The sequence below is a fragment of the Halopseudomonas phragmitis genome (assembly GCF_002056295.1).
Classification (GTDB): Bacteria; Pseudomonadota; Gammaproteobacteria; order Pseudomonadales; family Pseudomonadaceae; genus Halopseudomonas; species Halopseudomonas phragmitis.
Map to the genome: position 1 here is coordinate 3,190,265 of NZ_CP020100.1, position 16,832 is coordinate 3,207,096.

Below are 16,832 nucleotides of genomic sequence, written 5' to 3' on the forward strand. Positions count from 1 at the left end.
TCGTCTGTCGGGATTGTCCCTGTGACACTATAGCCCAGACGCATAAGAGCGCTTCGTTAAAGATCCAGCGGCTCCAGCCCGACGAAAGGATCAGCCGTCAGCGGCTGTCCGCGCAAGTCGTCAGGCGTGCTGGCCAGGCATAGCAGCAAACAGCCCTGCCCGACCCTGGGCACGAAGCTCAACGGCGTGTCCGCCGGCAGCTCCAGCAGGCTGCCGGCTTCACAACATACAGCCAGAATCTGCGTCCCCCGCTGCAGAAACAGCGTGCCGGCTCCGCTCAGCAACAACCAGCCTAAAGGCCGGGCATGCTGGCAGGCCGGTTCGATTGATTGGCTGGTCGCTTCGGCATAGGCCGGCAACCCTTCGTAGCTGCGCAGCTCGCCGGCACTGTAATCACTGCCTGGTAGCTGCTCTCGCAGCATCTGCTGCCCCGCCGCCAGCCAGTCGCCCTGCTCGGCCAGCTCAACCGGCGCCAAACGCTGCAGGCCAATCCCCTGCTCTGCCAACGCCGCGAGGATATCCTCATCATGGGTCAGGAGCTTCTGCGGGCAGGCAAGCTGATCGTGGGCGTAGAGAACAAGAACTGTCATCGGCTGAATATCTGTTGGCGGCAAGGGTTGAGGGCAGTATACGGCCCCGCTGGCGATGCCGAAAGGCGGCTAAAGTCGCAACGACTCAAACCCTGGCATCCAGCCGTAAAGCCAGAATCAGCGCTGCACTGGCCGCCGCAAGGCTGGCCAGCACAAAGGTCCACAGCGGCCCCAGCGAACTCCAGCTATAACCGGCGTAGAGGGCTCCCAGGGCGCCGCCAACGCCCGCCAGCGTGGCATAAAGTGCCTGTCCCTGGCCTTGCTGGCGGTCATGAAAGCTGCGCTGCACAAAGTGAATTGCCGCCACGTGAAAACAGCCGAAGGTCGCCGCGTGCAGCAGTTGAGCCAACAATAACCAGGCCAGATTGTCAGCCAACGCACCCAGTAACAGCCAGCGGATGGCAGCCAGGATGAAGCTCGTTAGCAACAACTGTTTGAGGCTGAATAACGCCAGCACACGGGTCATGACCATGAACAGCAGGATCTCTGCCACCACACCCAACGCCCACATCAACCCAATCAGCCCCCGACTGTAGCCTAGGGCCTCCAGATGCAAGGTCAGAAAGGTGTAGTAAGGCCCATGGGATAGCTGCATCAAGGCGACACAGAGAAAGAACGCTGGCACTCCAGGCCGCCATAGTTGCAGCCAAAACCCACTACTGCCTTCAACACCGCGTCCAGCCGACCGTGGCGCTGGCGGCACCAGCAGACTAGCCAGAATAATTCCAAGCATGATCAACAACAGCATGGCCGGATACAGATCCAGACTGAAACGCCCAAACAGCCAGCCCAGGCCAACCACAGTCAGAATGAAGCCAACCGACCCCCACAGACGAATGCGGCTATAGCGCGCCGACTGCGGACCCAGATGCCCAAGGGTGATGGCTTCGAACTGCGGCAGTACCGCATGCCAGAAGAAACTGTGCAGAGCCATCACCAGTACCAGCCACCAATAGTCCTGACGCAGAAAAATCAGACAGAAGCTCAGTGCAGTCAGCAGTGAGCCTAGCCGTACGATCAGTAGCCGCTGCCCGGTGCGGTCGCCCAGCCAGCCCCAGAGATTAGGGGCCAGGCAACGCATCAGCATGGGGATCGCGACCAACTCACCGATACGTGCAGGAGAAAAGCCCAGATGATCGAAGTACAACGCCAGAAACGGCGCCACCCCACCCAGCAGGGCGAAGTAGAACAGATAAAAGTTGGAAAGACGCCAGTAAGGCAGCGCACCGCTCATATCGCTGCGGCCCTCGCCTCAAAACAAACCCTGAGAGATTGAGCGGGCCGGCGCGCCGGACTGCGCGCCGTCAGCATGGTGATTACAGCTGCCCCAGTACCGGAGTGACCACCTGTACCCCGGCATTCTGGGCCCGGTGGCGCAACAGATGATCAATCAGCACAATCGCCATCATCGCCTCAGCGATCGGGGTAGCCCGGATACCTACACAGGGATCATGCCGGCCCTTGGTAATGACCTCGACCGGATTGCCGTCAACATCGATCGAACGGCCCGGCGTGGTAATGCTGGAAGTCGGCTTGAGCGCCAGATGGGCAATGATCGGCTGCCCCGAGGAAATACCACCCAGAACCCCGCCAGCGTTGTTGCTGACAAAGCCCTCCGGGGTCAATTCGTCACGGTGCTCAGTGCCGCGCTGGGCCACCGAGGCGAAGCCGGCACCGACTTCAACGCCCTTGACCGCGTTGATGCTCATCAGCGCATAGGCCAGCTCGGCATCCAGCCGGTCAAAGATCGGCTCGCCAAGCCCCGGCGGCACACCCTCGGCCACGACGGTAATGCGCGCACCCACCGAGTCCTGATCACGGCGCAACTGGTCCATGTAGGCTTCCAGTTCCGGCACCTTGTCCGGGTCGGGGCTGAAGAATGCATTCTGGCCCACGGCTTCCCAGCTCTTGAACGGAATTTCGATCGGCCCGAGCTGGCTCATGTAACCGCGCACACTGATTCCCAGACTCGCAAGATACTTCTTGGCAATGGCCCCAGCGGCGACCCGCATGGCGGTTTCCCGGGCGGAACTGCGGCCACCGCCACGGTAATCACGGAGCCCGTATTTGTGGTGGTAGGTGTAGTCGGCGTGGGCCGGGCGAAACAGATCCTTGATCGCCGAGTAGTCCTTGGATTTCTGATCGGTATTTCGAATCAACAGACCAATCGGGCAGCCGGTGGTGCGCCCTTCGAACACGCCGCTGAGAATCTCGACCTCATCGGCCTCCTGACGCTGGGTAGTGTGCCGGCTGGTACCCGGCTTGCGCCGATCCAGCTCGATCTGCAGATCCTCGACAGACAGCTCCAGACCCGGCGGACAACCATCGACAATTGCCATCAAGCCCGGGCCATGACTCTCGCCGGCAGTAGTGACAGTGAACAGAGTGCCAATGGTATTTCCGGACATGCGCAGTACCCGACGTCAGATTCAAAGATTCAGATGAGCGCGCAGTATAGCGCCAGGCCGCAACGGGTGACAGTCCGAGACCTCGCCGTTAGCATGTTGCAACCCCGCCGCCTTAACGGAGCCACCATGCCTGAGCTGTTTGACGTGCTACTGCCCAGCACCCTGCCAGCAGCCACAACCCTGCTGCTGATAGCCCTGTCAGCCGTCACCTCGGCCATCACCGCCTCGCTGGGTATTGGCGGCGGCGTGCTGATGTTGGCGGTCATGGCTCTGGTGATGCCACCAACCGCCATCATTCCGGTACACGGGCTGGTTCAGTTCGGCTCCAATCTCAACCGCGCACTGATGACCCTGCGGCATATCAATCTACAGGTCATTGTCTGGTTCCTGCCCGGCGTCATACTGGGCGCCTGGCTGGCCAGCCTGATTCTGGTGGACCTGCCCGCCGCACTGATCCAACTCTGCATTGCCGGTTTCATTCTGCTGCTGGTCTGGGGCCCGGCGATCCCCAAAGTGGCTACCGGTCGCTTTGGTACCTTAGTGGCCGCCACCCTGACCACCTTTATCAGCCTGTTCGTTGGCGCCACCGGCCCGTTGGTTGCAGCCTTTGTCAAACAGCAGCAGGCTGGCGAACGGTTCTCCACCGTCGCCACCTTTGCCGCCGCCATGAGTCTGCAACATGCACCCAAAGCTGTCGTCTACGGCGCCGCCGGGTTTGTATTTTTCGATTGGCTGGGCCTGATCCTGTTGATGATCGCGGCCGGAGCACTGGGCACCTGGCTTGGCCTGCACCTGCTGAGGCACCTAAATGATCGGCGCTTCGCGCGGATTTTCAATGGCCTATTGACCCTGCTTGCGGTACGTTTGCTGTGGCAGGCTTGGACAGGCTGGCCAAGTTAAGACTCAAGTTGCCAGAGCAATGGCCGATAGTTTCGCTGACAAGCCAATGGAAACCGTCATGAGCAGTGCAGAACAGGCCCCTTCGCAAGCCACCAGAGAACCGGCAGAAAAGCCGGTGCGCAACCCGTTCGCCAATGCCAAGCCGTCTGACTTCTACTGGATTCAGCTACGCCCGATCTTCAAAGGCCGGCAACTGGCCCAGACTGAAGTACTGGCCCAGGTTGCGGTCACCCATGAACAGGTTGCCAGTCTGGAACTACTGCGCCTGCAGGCAAGAATCGAAGGGGAAACCCCAGGCGGCAACCTCAACACCCTGGAAGTGCTGGTCGACCACAAACACCAGCGGCTGCGCTTTGGCCCACCGGAAGGGATTCAGATGGGCCCACCTCAACGCGGCCTGGCCGGTTTTTTACTGGCGCAACTGATTGACTGGTGTCAGCGCAACTGCCCTGACTACGCAGTAACCCCCATCATGCTCCACAGTGCGGATGTAGCCACCGAAGAGTTGCGCCTGATCCGCGAGCGACTGCTCAAGCGCGCCGGTTTTTTCATCCACTACACCGACGAGGCCATGAGCCAGGGAAAAGCCCAGGCCAACCGTGCCTCGGACCTGATCAGCAGCTGGAATACCGAGCTGATCCAGCCACTTCAGGTCAGTGAGCTACTGCGCCAGTTGCGCGAGCAGGAAACCGCCAACCGCAAACTACAGGCTGAACTCAGCACTCTGCAGGCCACCCTGGAGCACTTCAAGCGCAACGATCTGGGTCACCGCTTCGCGATTGGCTGCCTGATCGTCTTTGCCGTGTTTCAGGCGTTGATGTTGCTATGGGTGGTATTACGCTGAAAACAGCGCCTGATGGCGGCGACACTGTTCTGCCGTCAGCACGAAGACCCCGTGACCACCACGCTCGAAGTTGACCCACTCGAAGTCGACATCAGGCCAGGCCGTTGCCACATGTACCATGCTATTGCCCACTTCGATCACCAGCAGACCATCCTCGCTTAGGTGATCCGCCGCCTGGGCCAGCATTCTGCGCACCAGATCCAGCCCATCGTCACCCGCAGCCAGGCCCATTTCTGGCTCATGGTGGTACTCATCCGGCAGGTCGGCCATGTCTTCAGCATCGACATACGGCGGATTGCTGACAATCAGATCAAAGCGCTCGCCCGGCATCCCATCAAAGCCGTCCGACCAGCGCGCCTCAACCCGTTCAGCCAACTGGTGCAAATCGATGTTGGCCTCAGCCACTGCCAGCGCATCGGCGGACAGATCGGCCAGCAGCACCTCGGCTTCGGGGAAGGCATAGGCACAGGCAATACCAATGCAGCCGCTGCCACAGCACAAATCGAGAATCTGCTGCGGCTCGCGCTCCAGCCACGGCGAGAAACGCCGCTCGATCAGCTCGGCAATCGGCGAGCGCGGCACCAGCACCCGCTCATCCACCAGAAAATCGAGCCCGGCAAAGCGCGCCTGCCCGGTCAGATAGGCCGCTGGGATGCGCAAATCGATACGCTGGTGCAGCAAGGCCAGAACAGTCTCGCGCTCTTCATCGGTCACCTGGCAGTCGCTGTACTCGGCGGTGGTTTCCCATGGCAGATGCAATGCGTGCAACACCAGCAGACGCGCCTCATCCCAGGCGTTGTCGGTACCGTGGCCGAAGTACAGACCGGCCTGATGGAAACGGCTGACGCCCCAGCGCACCAGGTCCTTGATTCGGGTCAAACGGGATACATCGCTCATAATAGCCTCTTAAGAACCTGTCCATGATCTGCTGCGCGCCGGCCCTGGGGTCTGGACAGATCTAGTGTTATTGACTGCCAGCTATTCTAACCTGCGCAGGCACGGCTTCTACTGATAAACTTCAGGTTTTTGCAGCCAGTTCAGCCCAGAACCATGAGCCACGATTCCAACGACACCGACGATCTCGAGCTGTTTCGCAGCGCAGTCAAAGGCGCCAAGCCCCTACGCGTCGATCAGGCCGATACCGGCAAGCCCCGGATCGACAAAGACCGGCTTCAAGCCCGTCGCCAGGGGGCACTGACCGGACAGGAACCGGTACGGGTGGATGGCCTCTCCGACCAGTTCGTTATCGATGTACACCCTGAAGAGGAGCTGGCCTGGGCCGGCAACGGTATCCAGGACAGTCAGTTGCGTAAACTCAAGGGCGGACAGATCCCCTTTGACGGGTCGATCGACCTGCACGGCATGACCGTGGAAAAAGCCCGCGACCTGTTGTGGGAGTTTCTTGCCGAAGCCACCCGCCTGGAAATACGTTGCGTGCGGGTAACCCATGGTAAAGCGGTACGCAAGGATGGGCGCAAACCCATCCTCAAGAGCCACGTCAACACCTGGCTGCGCCAGCACCCGCAGGTGCTGGCGTTTAGTTCCTGCCTGCCGCGCCATGGCGGCACCGGCTCGGTCTACGTGCTACTCAAGCGCACCATGCTTGAAGGACGGGATGAGTAGGTTCAAATACAGGTTGCGCCGCCATCGACCGGCAAGGCAATCCCGGTTGTGAAGCCCGCACCTTCCGAGCACAGATAGAGTACCGCCGCGGCGATCTCTTCGGCCTTGCCCAAACGTCCGACCGGATGCATTGCCGCAGCGAACTCAGCCTTGCGCGGCTCAAGGGCCGCAGCCCGGCGGAACATATCAGTATCGATAACCGCCGGGCACACGGCATTGATGCGAATGCCTTTTTTGGCATATTCCACCGCTGCCGAACGGGTCAGACCCAATACTGCGTGCTTGCTGGCGGCGTAGATGCTCATCTTCGGCGCCGCACCCAGCGCAGCTACCGAAGCGGTATTGACAATAGCTCCGCCGCCCTGGGCCAGCATCAGAGGCAATTCGAAGCGCATGCACTGCCAGACGCCCTTGACGTTGACATCCATGATGCTGTCGAACACCTCTTCATTGCCGTCGGCCAGCTTGTCCTTCTCAATCTCGATACCAGCGTTGTTGAACGCACAATCCAGACGGCCAAACTCGGCCTTGATCTGCCCCATCATGGCCTCGACCTGATCAGCCTTGCGCACATCGCAGGCAATGAACAGAGCCTTTGCGCCCGCAGCGCGAATGGCCTGGGCCAGCGCTTCACCGCCCTGGACGTCGATATCCGACACCACAACGCTGGCGCCTTCTGCGGCAAACGCCTCAACGGTTGCCTTACCGATCCCAGCGGCACCACCGGTAACCAGGGCTACCTTACCTTCGAACTGCTTACCCATCTGTCTCACTCCTGACCAATACACTGCCGAAGACATTTCGGCCTATCCAGACAGATCATAAAAGAGAAAAAGTCAGAAACCGACCAGATTGACGAAATTGTTCACGAAACATGCCCAGAACCAATAACCGGCCCCACTGGCTGTTGATGAACCGGAAAGGATTGCCCCGTCATTGCCAGGAGCACAGCGACGCGGCAATCCATCGCAGCCTGAACCCCCGCCTTCGCATGACGGTATATAGGTGGCAGCGATTACTCAGTGGCTCGCGCGCTCGCGCAGATACTCAATCACAGCTACCTGCTCGCCACTGAATACCACTCGCGCCTCTTTGCCACTACGCTGATAGGCATACATCGGGTCGTAGTATTCATTGAGCAAAGTCTCGATCCAGCCACAGTGATCGGATACGTCGCCACTGTGCTGCTGGATTGCCAAGGCATCACTCATCAGTCTTTCAAGCTGCTGATAGCGCTCACCGCCCAGGCGCTTGCGAATTCGCTGCAAGCTTCCCAGCAGATGGGCCGAGAGCGCCTGGAAAGCCTGTTCGGGCTGATCGGGGTGGAGCAGTGCAAACTCAGCCTGCATGTCCACCACGTAATCCTTGAGGATACGCTGGACGCGGTTGTCGAAGCTGTCTTCCAGCCATACCAGCGGAGCATCCTGCATGACACGGTAGAGCTCCAGCGGCACCGAGCAACTACCAACGATGCGCCCTTCATCCTCCAGAACCAGACTGCGCTCACCCGCCTCCCGGCGGTGCAGGACCTCGATTGCCAAGCGATTCTCAAAATCGATCTGCGATGGCTGCGGAGTCGCATGACGGCCAAAACTCGAGCCCCGGTGGTGGGCATGCCCTTCCAGATCCAGACTATTATCCAGGGCAGTGATGACCTCGGTCTTGCCGGTACCAGTCAGCCCAGCCACCAGCAGCAGCGGGCAATCAACGATGGCCTGCTCCAGGGTATCGATCAGAAACCGGCGCATAGCCTTGTAACCGCCGATCACCCGCGGATATTCGACGCCGGCCTCGGCCAGCCATTGCTGGACGATCTGCGAGCGCAAGCCACCGCGAAAACAGTACAGATAACCATTTGGATGGGCCCGTGCGAAGGCCTGCCACTGCTCGACCCGGGCCGCCTTGACCTTGCCGCCAACCAGTTGGTGACCCAGGGCAATGGCTGCCTGCTGCCCCTGCTGTTTGTAACAGGTCCCCACTTTCTGCCGCTCAACATCGGTCATCAGCGGGTGATTGACCGCACCGGGAAAAGCGCCCTTGGCATGTTCGACCGGGGCCCGCACATCCATCAGCGGTACCTGATCAAGGAACAGCCGACGGAAATCCTCGGTATTGCTACGCATCAAACCACCTCGACCCAGACTTCACCATCACTGGGCAAGCATTCGCCAATCGCGGTCAGTTGCAGCCCCTCTTGCGCCGCCAATGCCATGAATGCCTGCTCGGCCTCCGGCGCCACGGCTACCAGCAAACCGCCACTGGTTTGCGGGTCGCACAGCAGGTCACGCCAGGCTTGCGGCATGTCTGCCACTTTGTGCCCATAACTGGCGAAATTGCGTCCGGTACCACCCGGGATGCAGCCCTGTTCCAGGTAGTAATCAACGCCGTTAATCCGCGGCACCCGGGCCTGCTCGATACGCGCCTTGACCTGCGAGCCTTCAGCCATTTCCACCAGGTGGCCAAGCAGACCGAAACCGGTAACATCGGTCATTGCCTGCACCCCTTCCAATGTGGCGAAACGCTGACCAGACCGGTTCAGGCGGCACATCAGGTCACGGGCAACGCCAACATCCTCGGCCCGCAGCTTCTTCTGCTTTTCAGCCGTGGTAAGAATGCCGATGCCCAGCGGCTTGGTCAGGTACAACCGGGCTCCGGCCTTGGCCTGATCATTACGCTTGAGCTGACTGCGGGTGACTTGCCCGGTGACCGCCAGACCGAAAATCGGTTCAGGGGCATCAATCGAGTGACCGCCAGCCAATGGCATGCCTGCCTCGGCGCAAACGGCACGGGCCCCGGCGATGACCTCGCCGGCAATCGCTGGGGCCAGCACATTGACCGGCCAGCCCAAAATGGCGATGGCCATCAATGGTGTGCCGCCCATGGCGTAGATATCGCTGATTGCATTGGTGGCGGCGATGCGGCCAAAGTCATAGGGATCATCAACGATGGGCATGAAGAAATCGGTGGTGCTGACGATGCCGGTCTCATCATCCAGACCGAAAACTGCTGCATCATCCCGACTGGCGTTGCCCACCCACAACCGCTCGAAACGGGGACCGGGTTGGCCGACCGCCAGGATTTCATCCAGCACCTTGGGAGATATCTTGCAGCCACAGCCGGCACCATGGCTGTATTCGGTCAATCGCACGGTCTGAGTCATGCCTTAATCTCTCACTCTCGCTCATTGGCAGATCGGGACCGGCATTCTACCAGCTGCGGCGAGCCGCGCATCAATGCCGGCTGCGCTCGAACCGATCCAGGGTATCGCTGGCCACCTGACGGCCCAGCTCAATCAGCTCAGGAGCCCGGTAAAACTCGAAAAACCGGCACAGCCGCTTGGGTACATCAATCACCAGATCAGGGGGGTAGCCCGCGATCTTGTACTGGGTCAGGGAGGCCTGCATCGCTTCGAAGGACAGGGTCACCAGTTCGAGCATGCTGGCCGGGCCCACACTTTCTTCAACCTCGAGCGGCTTGCCCTGATCCTGTTCACGCGAGTGCGGCGCTTCAGGCTGCCCCACCGTCTCACTCTCTGGCAGATAGGCTAGGGCATCCCCCTCCGGCGAGGGCTCAGCACTCTTGCGCGCCAACCAGTTGCGAAACTTGAACATTTCCAGCCACTGCTCCCACTGCTGACGCACCGGGGCCGGACGCTCGATCACCGGCAGAGTGTAGCCATTGGTGTGAGTGGAGTTGAGGTTGACAGCAATAATCAGATCGCAGTGCGCCGACACCACCGGAATGATCGGTAACGGGTTGAGCAGGCCACCATCGACCAGCACTCGCGAGCCCTGGCGAACCGGCGAGAACAAACTGGGGATCGCAGCCGAGGCACGCATGGCCTGGTGCAGACAGCCCTGCTGGAACCAGACCTCCTGCTGATTGGTCAGGTCGGCCGCTACTGCGGTGAAAGGGATTGCCAGATCTTCGATCTGCTGATCACCCAGCATCTCACGAATCCGGCCGAAGACTCGCTCGCCACGGATTGCGCCCAGATTGCCGAAGCCGATATCCAGCAGGCGCAAAACGTCCAGATAATCCAGCCCTGAGACCCAGTCACGGTAGTCGTCCAGCCGTCCGGCAGCATAAATCCCGCCAACTACCGCCCCCATTGAGCACCCGGCGATACAGCCAATCTCGTAGCCCCGGCGCTCGAGTTCTTCGATGACGCCGATGTGGGCATAGCCCCTGGCTCCGCCGCTACCCAGCACCAGTGCAACACGCAACCCCATGTTCAGTTCTCCATTCGGTGAATCCGGATTGACGAGGACAGTCCCACTAAGCATGATGCCCGGACCGTTCCGTTCTAACCAAGGTCAATCGTGATTAAAGGTCGTCAATCCACCAAGATAAAACTGCTGGCCGCTCTGTCTCTGCTGGCGATTGTGCTGATCGCCGGCTGGAACTGGGTTCAACACACCGCCGAGGCCCGACGTAGCGGCCAGCTCAACTTGACCGGCCTCAAGGCTCCGGTCAATGTATTTTACGATGCCTGGGGGGTTCCCCACATCGATGCCAGCAACGACCTTGACGCCTATCGCACCCTGGGTTATCTGCATGCGCAGGATCGACTGTTCCAAATGGACATGTTGCGCCGAATTGGTGCCGGCCGGCTATCCGAACTGTTTGGCCAGGACTCGTTCAATACCGACCGATTCTTTCGCACCCTGGGAATCAGCCGCTATGCCCGCCAGTATGCCGAACGTCTTCAGGAGCAAAGCGACAAGCCTCACGTGCAGTTGATCAAAGCCTATCAGGACGGAATCAATCAATACATCGATCAGGGCGGACGCCCAGTCGAATACCGCCTGCTGATGACCCGTCCGGATTATTTCAGCACAGCCGATATCGCCCACATCATGGGCTATATGGCCTACTCCTTCGCTGAAGCATTCAAGACCGATGCGCTGGTTGACCATGTTCGCGGTACCCTGAGTCCACGTCACATGCAGGACCTGGTACCAGGCTGGCCAGACAACCTGCCGCCCCGCGCCCAGCCCCATAGCCCGAGTCAAACCAGCCTGCTGACACCCCTATTGGAGCAGTTGGCCGAAGTTGAACGCAGCGTCCCTGCTGGCCAGTTCATGGGCAGTAACGCCTGGGCAGTCAGTGCCGAGCGCAGCCGCAATGGCGCTCCATTGCTGGCCAATGACCCACATATCGGGTTTTCGGTTCCAGCGGTATGGTACGAAGCTCATATCCGCACCCCTGAGCATGAGGTTTACGGACACTTCCTCGCGGGTCTGCCGTTCGCCCTGCTCGGACAAACCCGTCAGCATGCCTGGGGGCTGACCATGCTGATGAACGATGAGATCGACTTTTACCGTGAACGAGCCAACCCCGACAATCCGGAACAGGTCTGGGCGGTCGATCGCTGGCAACGCTTGCGGGTACACGAAGAGGTCATCAAGATTCGTGGTCAGGAAGACCGCCTGGTCCGCATGCGCAGCTCGCGTCACGGCCCGATCATCAACGATCTACCGGGCGAACTGGAAAGCCTGGAGCGTCAACCGGTCAGCCTGTTCTGGACCTTCCTTGACCCCGAGAACGATTCGGCCGAAGCCTTTTACGGGTTTGCCCGTGCCAACAACATGCAGGAGTTCGAGGCGGCCGCAGCACTGCACTGGTCACCAGGTCTGAATGTTGTGTATGCCGACGTTGAAGGCAATATCGGCATGTGGGCGATTGGCCGACTCAAGCGCTGGCCGGCCAGCAGCAATGGCTTTGCTTTGCTCAATGGCGGCAGTGGCCGCGACGACTTCCTTGGTTATCAGCCGTTTTCGGCCAACCCTCGAGTCATCAACCCGCGCGAGGGTTATCTGTTCAGCGCCAACAACCCCTACCCCAACAGCAATCCTCGGCGCATCCTGCCCGGTTATTACGCCCCAAGTGAGCGAGCCGAGCGTCTGGCCGAACTGCTGAACAGCGACGAGCCTTTCGATCTCGCCAGGTTCAAGGCCATGCAGCTCGACACGCAGCGTCCCCAGGCCCTGGCCATGGTCCGTGACGCTCTGCCACTGTTCAATGAACACCTGCTGCGCACTGATCTGCGCGCCCCTGCTGAGCGTGCCATGGCGATCCTGGGCGAATGGGACGGCAACTTCCAGCGAAGCAGCGTGGGCGCCACCATTTTCCAGCGCTGGCAGGAAAAGCTCATGGAAGCCCTGTTCGCTGACGAACTGGGCCCCCGCTATGAGTTTTTCCGCAACACTTACATGGCCGAAAAAAGCCTGAACAGCCTGTACTGGAAACCGGCTTCACCCTGGTGGGACAACCGCCTGCAGCCAACCCTGGACGGACGTCAAGCTGCAATCGAGCATGCCTGGGCACGCACCTTCGAGTCGCTGGTAGAACAGTTCGGGATTGATCCGAATGACTGGACCTGGGACCGGATGATCAGCCTTCAACACATTCATCCGCTGGCGGACAAAACCTGGTTCGGCAGCCGATTCAATACCGACCCGGTGATCGTCGACGGCGGCCGCGAAACGCTCAACAACATGGCCTTTGACCTGGGCGGCAGTAGCTACCGGGTCAAGGCTGGCCCCTCAACCCGGCGAATGATAGATCTGGGCGATCTCAACGGCACTCTGGGCATCAATCCGCTGGGGCAGTCGGGCAACCCATTCGACCGGCATTACGACAACCAGGCCGAACTGTTCAATGCAGGTCGTTACCGCACTCAACTGTTCGACTGGCTGGCGATTCAGGCTCTGCCCGACCGTCTGGAGGTGCGCCCCGCACGCCGTCAGCGCTGATGGGTCAGAGCGTACTGATCCGAATCCCCACCTCCGGACTAGGCTCCCCTACCTCCAGGCGCTGATCCCGGATACCCCGGTCAACCAGCGCCTGAACGAAAGCTGGCGCCTGCACTCCGTGAACCGCTACGCGCATACGCATATCGGTTCGCAGAGCACGATTAAGCAGATCAAGCCAGGTGCGAGTGGCCTCACTGTCGGGATCGGTCATGTCGGCATTTGGCAGGTCAATCGACCCGTCCGCCCGAAGGACCTTGATCAGCGTCGCCGGTGTCGGATATAGATCCTCGGTTACTGGCTGATCCGGGGTGAACTGGTCAATGTGCAAAAACACCTGGCGATTGCCGCGGGTAATCGCGTAAAGACTGATGAAACGCTGCGGCTCGTCATCCAGGCGCATGGATACATAGGCCTGATTATCTTCAGGGCCATACAGACGGGCGAACCCCAACACCTGATTGGCCCACAGGCTGCTGCTGCCACATTCACGGCCTTCGCAGAAATACAGCATGCGGTGCGGCTGCGCCAGCACCTGGCGCTTGGCATGCAGGAAAGCCTCAGTTCTGTCGTGTCCTGCAGGAATTTCCAGAGTCACCCTTATCAGTTCGCCGGTAGTACGCACTTCGCGCTCGGCTCGCAATTGATTGTTGATCCGCCGGATGCTGCCGATCACCACGCCGTGATCGACGCTTTCCTCCACTACCTGCTGTACTATCGACGAGCGCGGAAAGGGCTCAATGACCAGTCGTTCGTTCGCCGCAGCCCACCCCACTGGGCCCAAGACGAACAGGGCTATGGCTGCCCCTCCCAATCCAACACGCGATCTGTACAACATCGACACTCCTTATGGCCAAACGCAACCTGGATACAGGTTCATGCTGCAAGCCTTGCCCAGTGCGCCTGAGTGGTCAAGCCAGGCCTTGGAAAAAACTGTCAAGAATCGTTGCCACTTCCGGGGCCTGGCTTTCAAGATGCAGGTGATGGCCACCATCAATCCGATGCACGACGATATGCTCGAAGCGCTCGATCCGCTCCAATACCTGGGGATGCTTATGCATGACGCCCTGATTGGCCAGCACCAGACTCACCGGTGAGCGGATCGCCTCAATAAAGGTCAGTGCATGTCGGCTGGTAAATCGTAATGGTGAAGGCAGCATCAACTGCGGATCGGTGCGCCAGGTCCAGCCGCCGTGGTCAGACATCAGCCCTCGCTCGACCAGGATACCCGCGGCCTCGCGTGATAATGGCGTGGTTCCACCCATGACCCGCGCGCTGACCGCCTGTTCCATACTGCGATAAACCGGTTTGCGCTTGCTGCTGAGCGCCAGGCTGGCTTCGAAGAAGCGTGCCATCTGCTTGGGTGCATCGTCGGCTTCGGAGGTGAATGGCAGCAAACCATCGATCAACCCTGCACCAATGACCCGCTCCGGCAAGGTTCCGGAAAGAATCCCGCTGATGATTGCACCCATTGAGTGACCAAGCAGAGCAAAGCGCTCCCAGCCCAGACTTTCAGCCACCTGCAACACTGTCGCGGCCTGCTGCCAAAGACTGTAACCACCGGCAGGCAGGTGCCCGGACAGCCCATGACCAGGTAAATCCAGCGCCACCAGATGAACGCCCTGCAGACGTGGTGCAATCAGGTCGAAGGTGGCAGCATTGTCCAGCCAGCCATGCAGGCCGATAACCGGCAAACCGTCAGGATCACCCCAGACCTTAGCCGCAACCTCAATGGACGGCAGATTGAATCGCACCTCGTGACTACTTGTTGTTTGCATGTCGACTTCTCGGCTCTTGTTCAGGCCCAGACCCTAACAGATTCAGTTCTCGGGACAAGCCTGGCGCAGCCTGTGAATACGTCAGCATAACGCTCGCTCAGCGCTAGTCCATGGCATGCCATACCACGGGCTGGCCACTGACCGACCACAACTCGCACTGCTCGCGGTAAGTGGCCTCGACCACGCTGCGCTTGATTTTCAGGGTCGGTGTCATGAAGCCATTTTCGATCCGCCAAGCATCACCAATCACCACCAGACATCCCAGCTTCTCATGCCGATCAAGCCGCGCGTTGACCGCCAGCAACAACTCTCCCAGCATCTGCTCCAGCACTGCACGCTGTTGCTGGGCCTGACGCAACCCAAGTTCCGACAGCTGAATCAGCGCCAAAGGCTGAGGCAGGTTGTCGCCAACCACACATACCTGCTCGACACGCTCATGTTCAGCCAGCAGGCTCTCAATCGGCCCTGGCGCCACATACTTGCCCTTGGAGGTCTTGAAGATATCCTTGAGCCGGCCGGTCAGGCGCAAAAAGCCTTCATTGTCGATTTCACCAACATCACCTGTGTGCACAAACCCCTGCTCATCCAGGGTTTCAGCGGTTCTTTCCGGGTCCTTGTAATAGCCGAGCATATTGGCCTTGCTGCGTACCAGCACTTCGCCCTGCTCAGCGATCCGGCACTCAACCCCTGGATTGGGCAGCCCGATCCAGCCGGGTTTGAGCTTGCGCGGCCGACCCAAGTGCGAATAGCCACAATTTTCGGTCATTCCATACACCTCGGCGATCTTTAACCCCAGGCGCTTGTACCACTCCAGCAGGCTCGGCGGCACCGGTGCCGCACCACAGACCGCATAGCGGATCTGATCCAGCCCTAGCCTGGCCAACACCCGGCGCCCTACCCTGTGTCTGAGCACCGGCACCTTCAGCATCGCATCCAGCAGTCGCGCCGGCATCTTAGCAATCACCCCCAGATGGAGCTTGACCCAGATCCGCGGCACACCAAAGAACACGGTCGGTCTGGCCCGCTGCATGTCCTGCAGAAAGGTTTCAAATGTCTCAGAGAAGTACACCGTTTCACCGGCCAGCAGTGACGCAATCTCAACAAACTGCCGTTCGGCCACATGACACAACGGCAAGTAGGACAACAGGCGGTCCTGATCGGTAATCCCGAACAGCCTCAAACAATTCTTGGCGGAAAAGTACATACCAGCAAAACTCAGCATCACCCCCTTGGGCATGCCAGTAGTACCGGAGGTGTAAACAATAGTGGCCAGCGCCTCGGGATCCGGTGTCGGGCTATCCGTCATCGGCTCATAGGCCTGCATCAGCTCTTGCCAGGGCCGCAGACGCGCATCCTCGGCCGCCAGTGGCAGGCCAACCCAAGGAATATCCTCAGGCAGCCCCGAGCTCAGAGAGGCCCAGTCATCCAGCTTGCCAACCAGAACCACCCGCGATTCGGAGTGTTCGATAATTTGCCTGGCCGAATCAGCCGTCAGGTTGGGATACAAAGGGACTGAGACATGCCCTGCCATCCAGATCGCCAGGTCGGCAATGATCCAGTGGGCACAGTTCCTCGACACCAAGGCAATACAGCTACCCGGAGCCAACTCCAGACTGAGCAGATAGCTCGCCAGACGGCGGGCCTGATCCCCCACCTGCCCCCAGGTATACTGCTGAACCTGTCCGCCGGGCAGTGGCTGGATCAGGTAGGTCTTATCAGGATGAGCCTGCTCGCGAGCATAAAACGCGTCCAATGCGGATGAACCAGCCAGCGCCACCTGGTTGTTCATGGCGTCACCTCTATCAACGTGAGATTTGTAGTTATTGTTGTCACGAGCCGGGCAACCCGGCCCTGCGCCTTAATGGGGCTCACTATCCCATGCCAGAGCCCTGGCAACAAGCTCAGAACCTTTGGCATTCAGATCAACAGGGCGG

General features: G+C 59.8%; 15 protein-coding genes. 4 read left to right on the forward strand and 11 right to left on the reverse strand.

What is annotated here, in order from left to right; all coding sequences use genetic code 11:
* Positions 1 to 56 precede the first annotated feature (56 nt).
* From BVH74_RS14790 to aroC, 3 genes are all read right to left on the reverse strand, one after another.
* The gene (locus BVH74_RS14790) at positions 57 to 590 is read right to left on the reverse strand and encodes a hypothetical protein (protein WP_080050832.1); all 534 of its coding nucleotides are present in this window, start codon (positions 588 to 590) and stop codon (positions 57 to 59) included.
* A gap of 85 nt (positions 591 to 675) precedes the next feature.
* Positions 676 to 1,824, reverse strand: a complete 1,149-nt coding sequence (locus BVH74_RS14795; RefSeq protein WP_080050833.1) for an MFS transporter — start codon at positions 1,822 to 1,824, stop codon at positions 676 to 678.
* Positions 1,825 to 1,906: 82 nt separating this feature from the next.
* Positions 1,907 to 2,998 (reverse strand): chorismate synthase, encoded by a 1,092-nt coding sequence (gene aroC, locus BVH74_RS14800; protein WP_080050834.1) that lies wholly within the window; start codon positions 2,996 to 2,998, stop codon positions 1,907 to 1,909.
* A 126-nt stretch (positions 2,999 to 3,124) separates the two neighbouring features.
* On the opposite strand from aroC, the gene BVH74_RS14805 reads away from it, so the two are divergent.
* Positions 3,125 to 3,898 (forward strand): sulfite exporter TauE/SafE family protein, encoded by a 774-nt coding sequence (locus tag BVH74_RS14805; RefSeq protein ID WP_080050835.1) that lies wholly within the window; start codon positions 3,125 to 3,127, stop codon positions 3,896 to 3,898.
* Between the two features lie 58 nt (positions 3,899 to 3,956).
* Positions 3,957 to 4,742 (forward strand): hypothetical protein, encoded by a 786-nt coding sequence (locus tag BVH74_RS14810; RefSeq protein ID WP_080050836.1) that lies wholly within the window; start codon positions 3,957 to 3,959, stop codon positions 4,740 to 4,742.
* On the opposite strand, the gene prmB is transcribed toward BVH74_RS14810, so the two are convergent.
* Positions 4,734 to 5,639: a 50S ribosomal protein L3 N(5)-glutamine methyltransferase gene (gene prmB, locus BVH74_RS14815; protein WP_080050837.1), complete on the reverse strand. Its 906-nt coding sequence runs from the start codon at positions 5,637 to 5,639 to the stop codon at positions 4,734 to 4,736. The genes BVH74_RS14810 and prmB overlap by 9 nt on opposite strands.
* 153 nt (positions 5,640 to 5,792) lie before the next feature.
* On the opposite strand from prmB, the gene BVH74_RS14820 reads away from it, so the two are divergent.
* A complete protein-coding gene (locus BVH74_RS14820) occupies positions 5,793 to 6,365 on the forward strand; it encodes a Smr/MutS family protein (protein WP_080050838.1) in 573 nt (190 codons plus the stop codon).
* 2 nt (positions 6,366 to 6,367) lie between these two features.
* Here BVH74_RS14820 and BVH74_RS14825 read toward each other — a convergent pair whose 3' ends face one another.
* From BVH74_RS14825 to BVH74_RS14840, 4 genes are all read right to left on the reverse strand, one after another.
* Positions 6,368 to 7,129, reverse strand: a complete 762-nt coding sequence (locus BVH74_RS14825) for an SDR family oxidoreductase (protein WP_080050839.1) — start codon at positions 7,127 to 7,129, stop codon at positions 6,368 to 6,370.
* A gap of 255 nt (positions 7,130 to 7,384) precedes the next feature.
* Positions 7,385 to 8,488 (reverse strand): tRNA 2-selenouridine(34) synthase MnmH, encoded by a 1,104-nt coding sequence (gene mnmH, locus BVH74_RS14830; protein ID WP_080050840.1) that lies wholly within the window; start codon positions 8,486 to 8,488, stop codon positions 7,385 to 7,387.
* Entirely contained in the window at positions 8,488 to 9,525 is a 1,038-nt protein-coding gene (gene selD, locus BVH74_RS14835) for a selenide, water dikinase SelD (RefSeq protein WP_080050841.1), read from the reverse strand. Before selD ends, mnmH begins: the two co-directional genes overlap by 1 nt.
* A gap of 70 nt (positions 9,526 to 9,595) precedes the next feature.
* Positions 9,596 to 10,597: a patatin-like phospholipase family protein gene (locus BVH74_RS14840; RefSeq protein ID WP_080050842.1), complete on the reverse strand. Its 1,002-nt coding sequence runs from the start codon at positions 10,595 to 10,597 to the stop codon at positions 9,596 to 9,598.
* Between the two features lie 90 nt (positions 10,598 to 10,687).
* On the opposite strand from BVH74_RS14840, the gene BVH74_RS14845 reads away from it, so the two are divergent.
* A complete protein-coding gene (locus tag BVH74_RS14845; protein WP_177344539.1) occupies positions 10,688 to 13,123 on the forward strand; it encodes a penicillin acylase family protein in 2,436 nt (811 codons plus the stop codon).
* A gap of 4 nt (positions 13,124 to 13,127) precedes the next feature.
* On the opposite strand, the gene BVH74_RS14850 is transcribed toward BVH74_RS14845, so the two are convergent.
* The 3 genes from BVH74_RS14850 to BVH74_RS14860 form a co-directional block, all read right to left on the reverse strand.
* Positions 13,128 to 13,958: a DUF4892 domain-containing protein gene (locus tag BVH74_RS14850; RefSeq protein ID WP_080050844.1), complete on the reverse strand. Its 831-nt coding sequence runs from the start codon at positions 13,956 to 13,958 to the stop codon at positions 13,128 to 13,130.
* A gap of 73 nt (positions 13,959 to 14,031) precedes the next feature.
* Positions 14,032 to 14,898, reverse strand: coding sequence for an alpha/beta fold hydrolase (locus BVH74_RS14855; protein ID WP_080050845.1), 867 nt, complete (start codon positions 14,896 to 14,898; stop codon positions 14,032 to 14,034).
* A 103-nt stretch (positions 14,899 to 15,001) separates the two neighbouring features.
* The gene (locus BVH74_RS14860) at positions 15,002 to 16,687 is read right to left on the reverse strand and encodes an AMP-binding protein (RefSeq protein WP_080050846.1); all 1,686 of its coding nucleotides are present in this window, start codon (positions 16,685 to 16,687) and stop codon (positions 15,002 to 15,004) included.
* Positions 16,688 to 16,832: the final 145 nt, after the last annotated feature.

Excerpts from the sequence above, each read along its gene's own strand:
- BVH74_RS14790 (WP_080050832.1), bottom strand. The coding sequence starts at position 590 with ATGACAGTTCTTGTTCTCTACGCCCACGATCAGCTTGCCTGCCCGCAG.
- BVH74_RS14850 (WP_080050844.1), bottom strand. The coding sequence starts at position 13,958 with ATGTTGTACAGATCGCGTGTTGGATTGGGAGGGGCAGCCATAGCCCTG.
- BVH74_RS14795 (WP_080050833.1), bottom strand. The coding sequence starts at position 1,824 with ATGAGCGGTGCGCTGCCTTACTGGCGTCTTTCCAACTTTTATCTGTTC.
- BVH74_RS14810 (WP_080050836.1), top strand. The coding sequence starts at position 3,957 with ATGAGCAGTGCAGAACAGGCCCCTTCGCAAGCCACCAGAGAACCGGCA.
- mnmH (WP_080050840.1), bottom strand. The coding sequence starts at position 8,488 with ATGCGTAGCAATACCGAGGATTTCCGTCGGCTGTTCCTTGATCAGGTA.
- BVH74_RS14805 (WP_080050835.1), top strand. The coding sequence starts at position 3,125 with ATGCCTGAGCTGTTTGACGTGCTACTGCCCAGCACCCTGCCAGCAGCC.
- BVH74_RS14860 (WP_080050846.1), bottom strand. The coding sequence starts at position 16,687 with ATGAACAACCAGGTGGCGCTGGCTGGTTCATCCGCATTGGACGCGTTT.
- BVH74_RS14840 (WP_080050842.1), bottom strand. The coding sequence starts at position 10,597 with ATGGGGTTGCGTGTTGCACTGGTGCTGGGTAGCGGCGGAGCCAGGGGC.
- prmB (WP_080050837.1), bottom strand. The coding sequence starts at position 5,639 with ATGAGCGATGTATCCCGTTTGACCCGAATCAAGGACCTGGTGCGCTGG.
- BVH74_RS14855 (WP_080050845.1), bottom strand. The coding sequence starts at position 14,898 with ATGCAAACAACAAGTAGTCACGAGGTGCGATTCAATCTGCCGTCCATT.
- BVH74_RS14825 (WP_080050839.1), bottom strand. The coding sequence starts at position 7,129 with ATGGGTAAGCAGTTCGAAGGTAAGGTAGCCCTGGTTACCGGTGGTGCC.
- aroC (WP_080050834.1), bottom strand. The coding sequence starts at position 2,998 with ATGTCCGGAAATACCATTGGCACTCTGTTCACTGTCACTACTGCCGGC.
- selD (WP_080050841.1), bottom strand. The coding sequence starts at position 9,525 with ATGACTCAGACCGTGCGATTGACCGAATACAGCCATGGTGCCGGCTGT.
- BVH74_RS14820 (WP_080050838.1), top strand. The coding sequence starts at position 5,793 with ATGAGCCACGATTCCAACGACACCGACGATCTCGAGCTGTTTCGCAGC.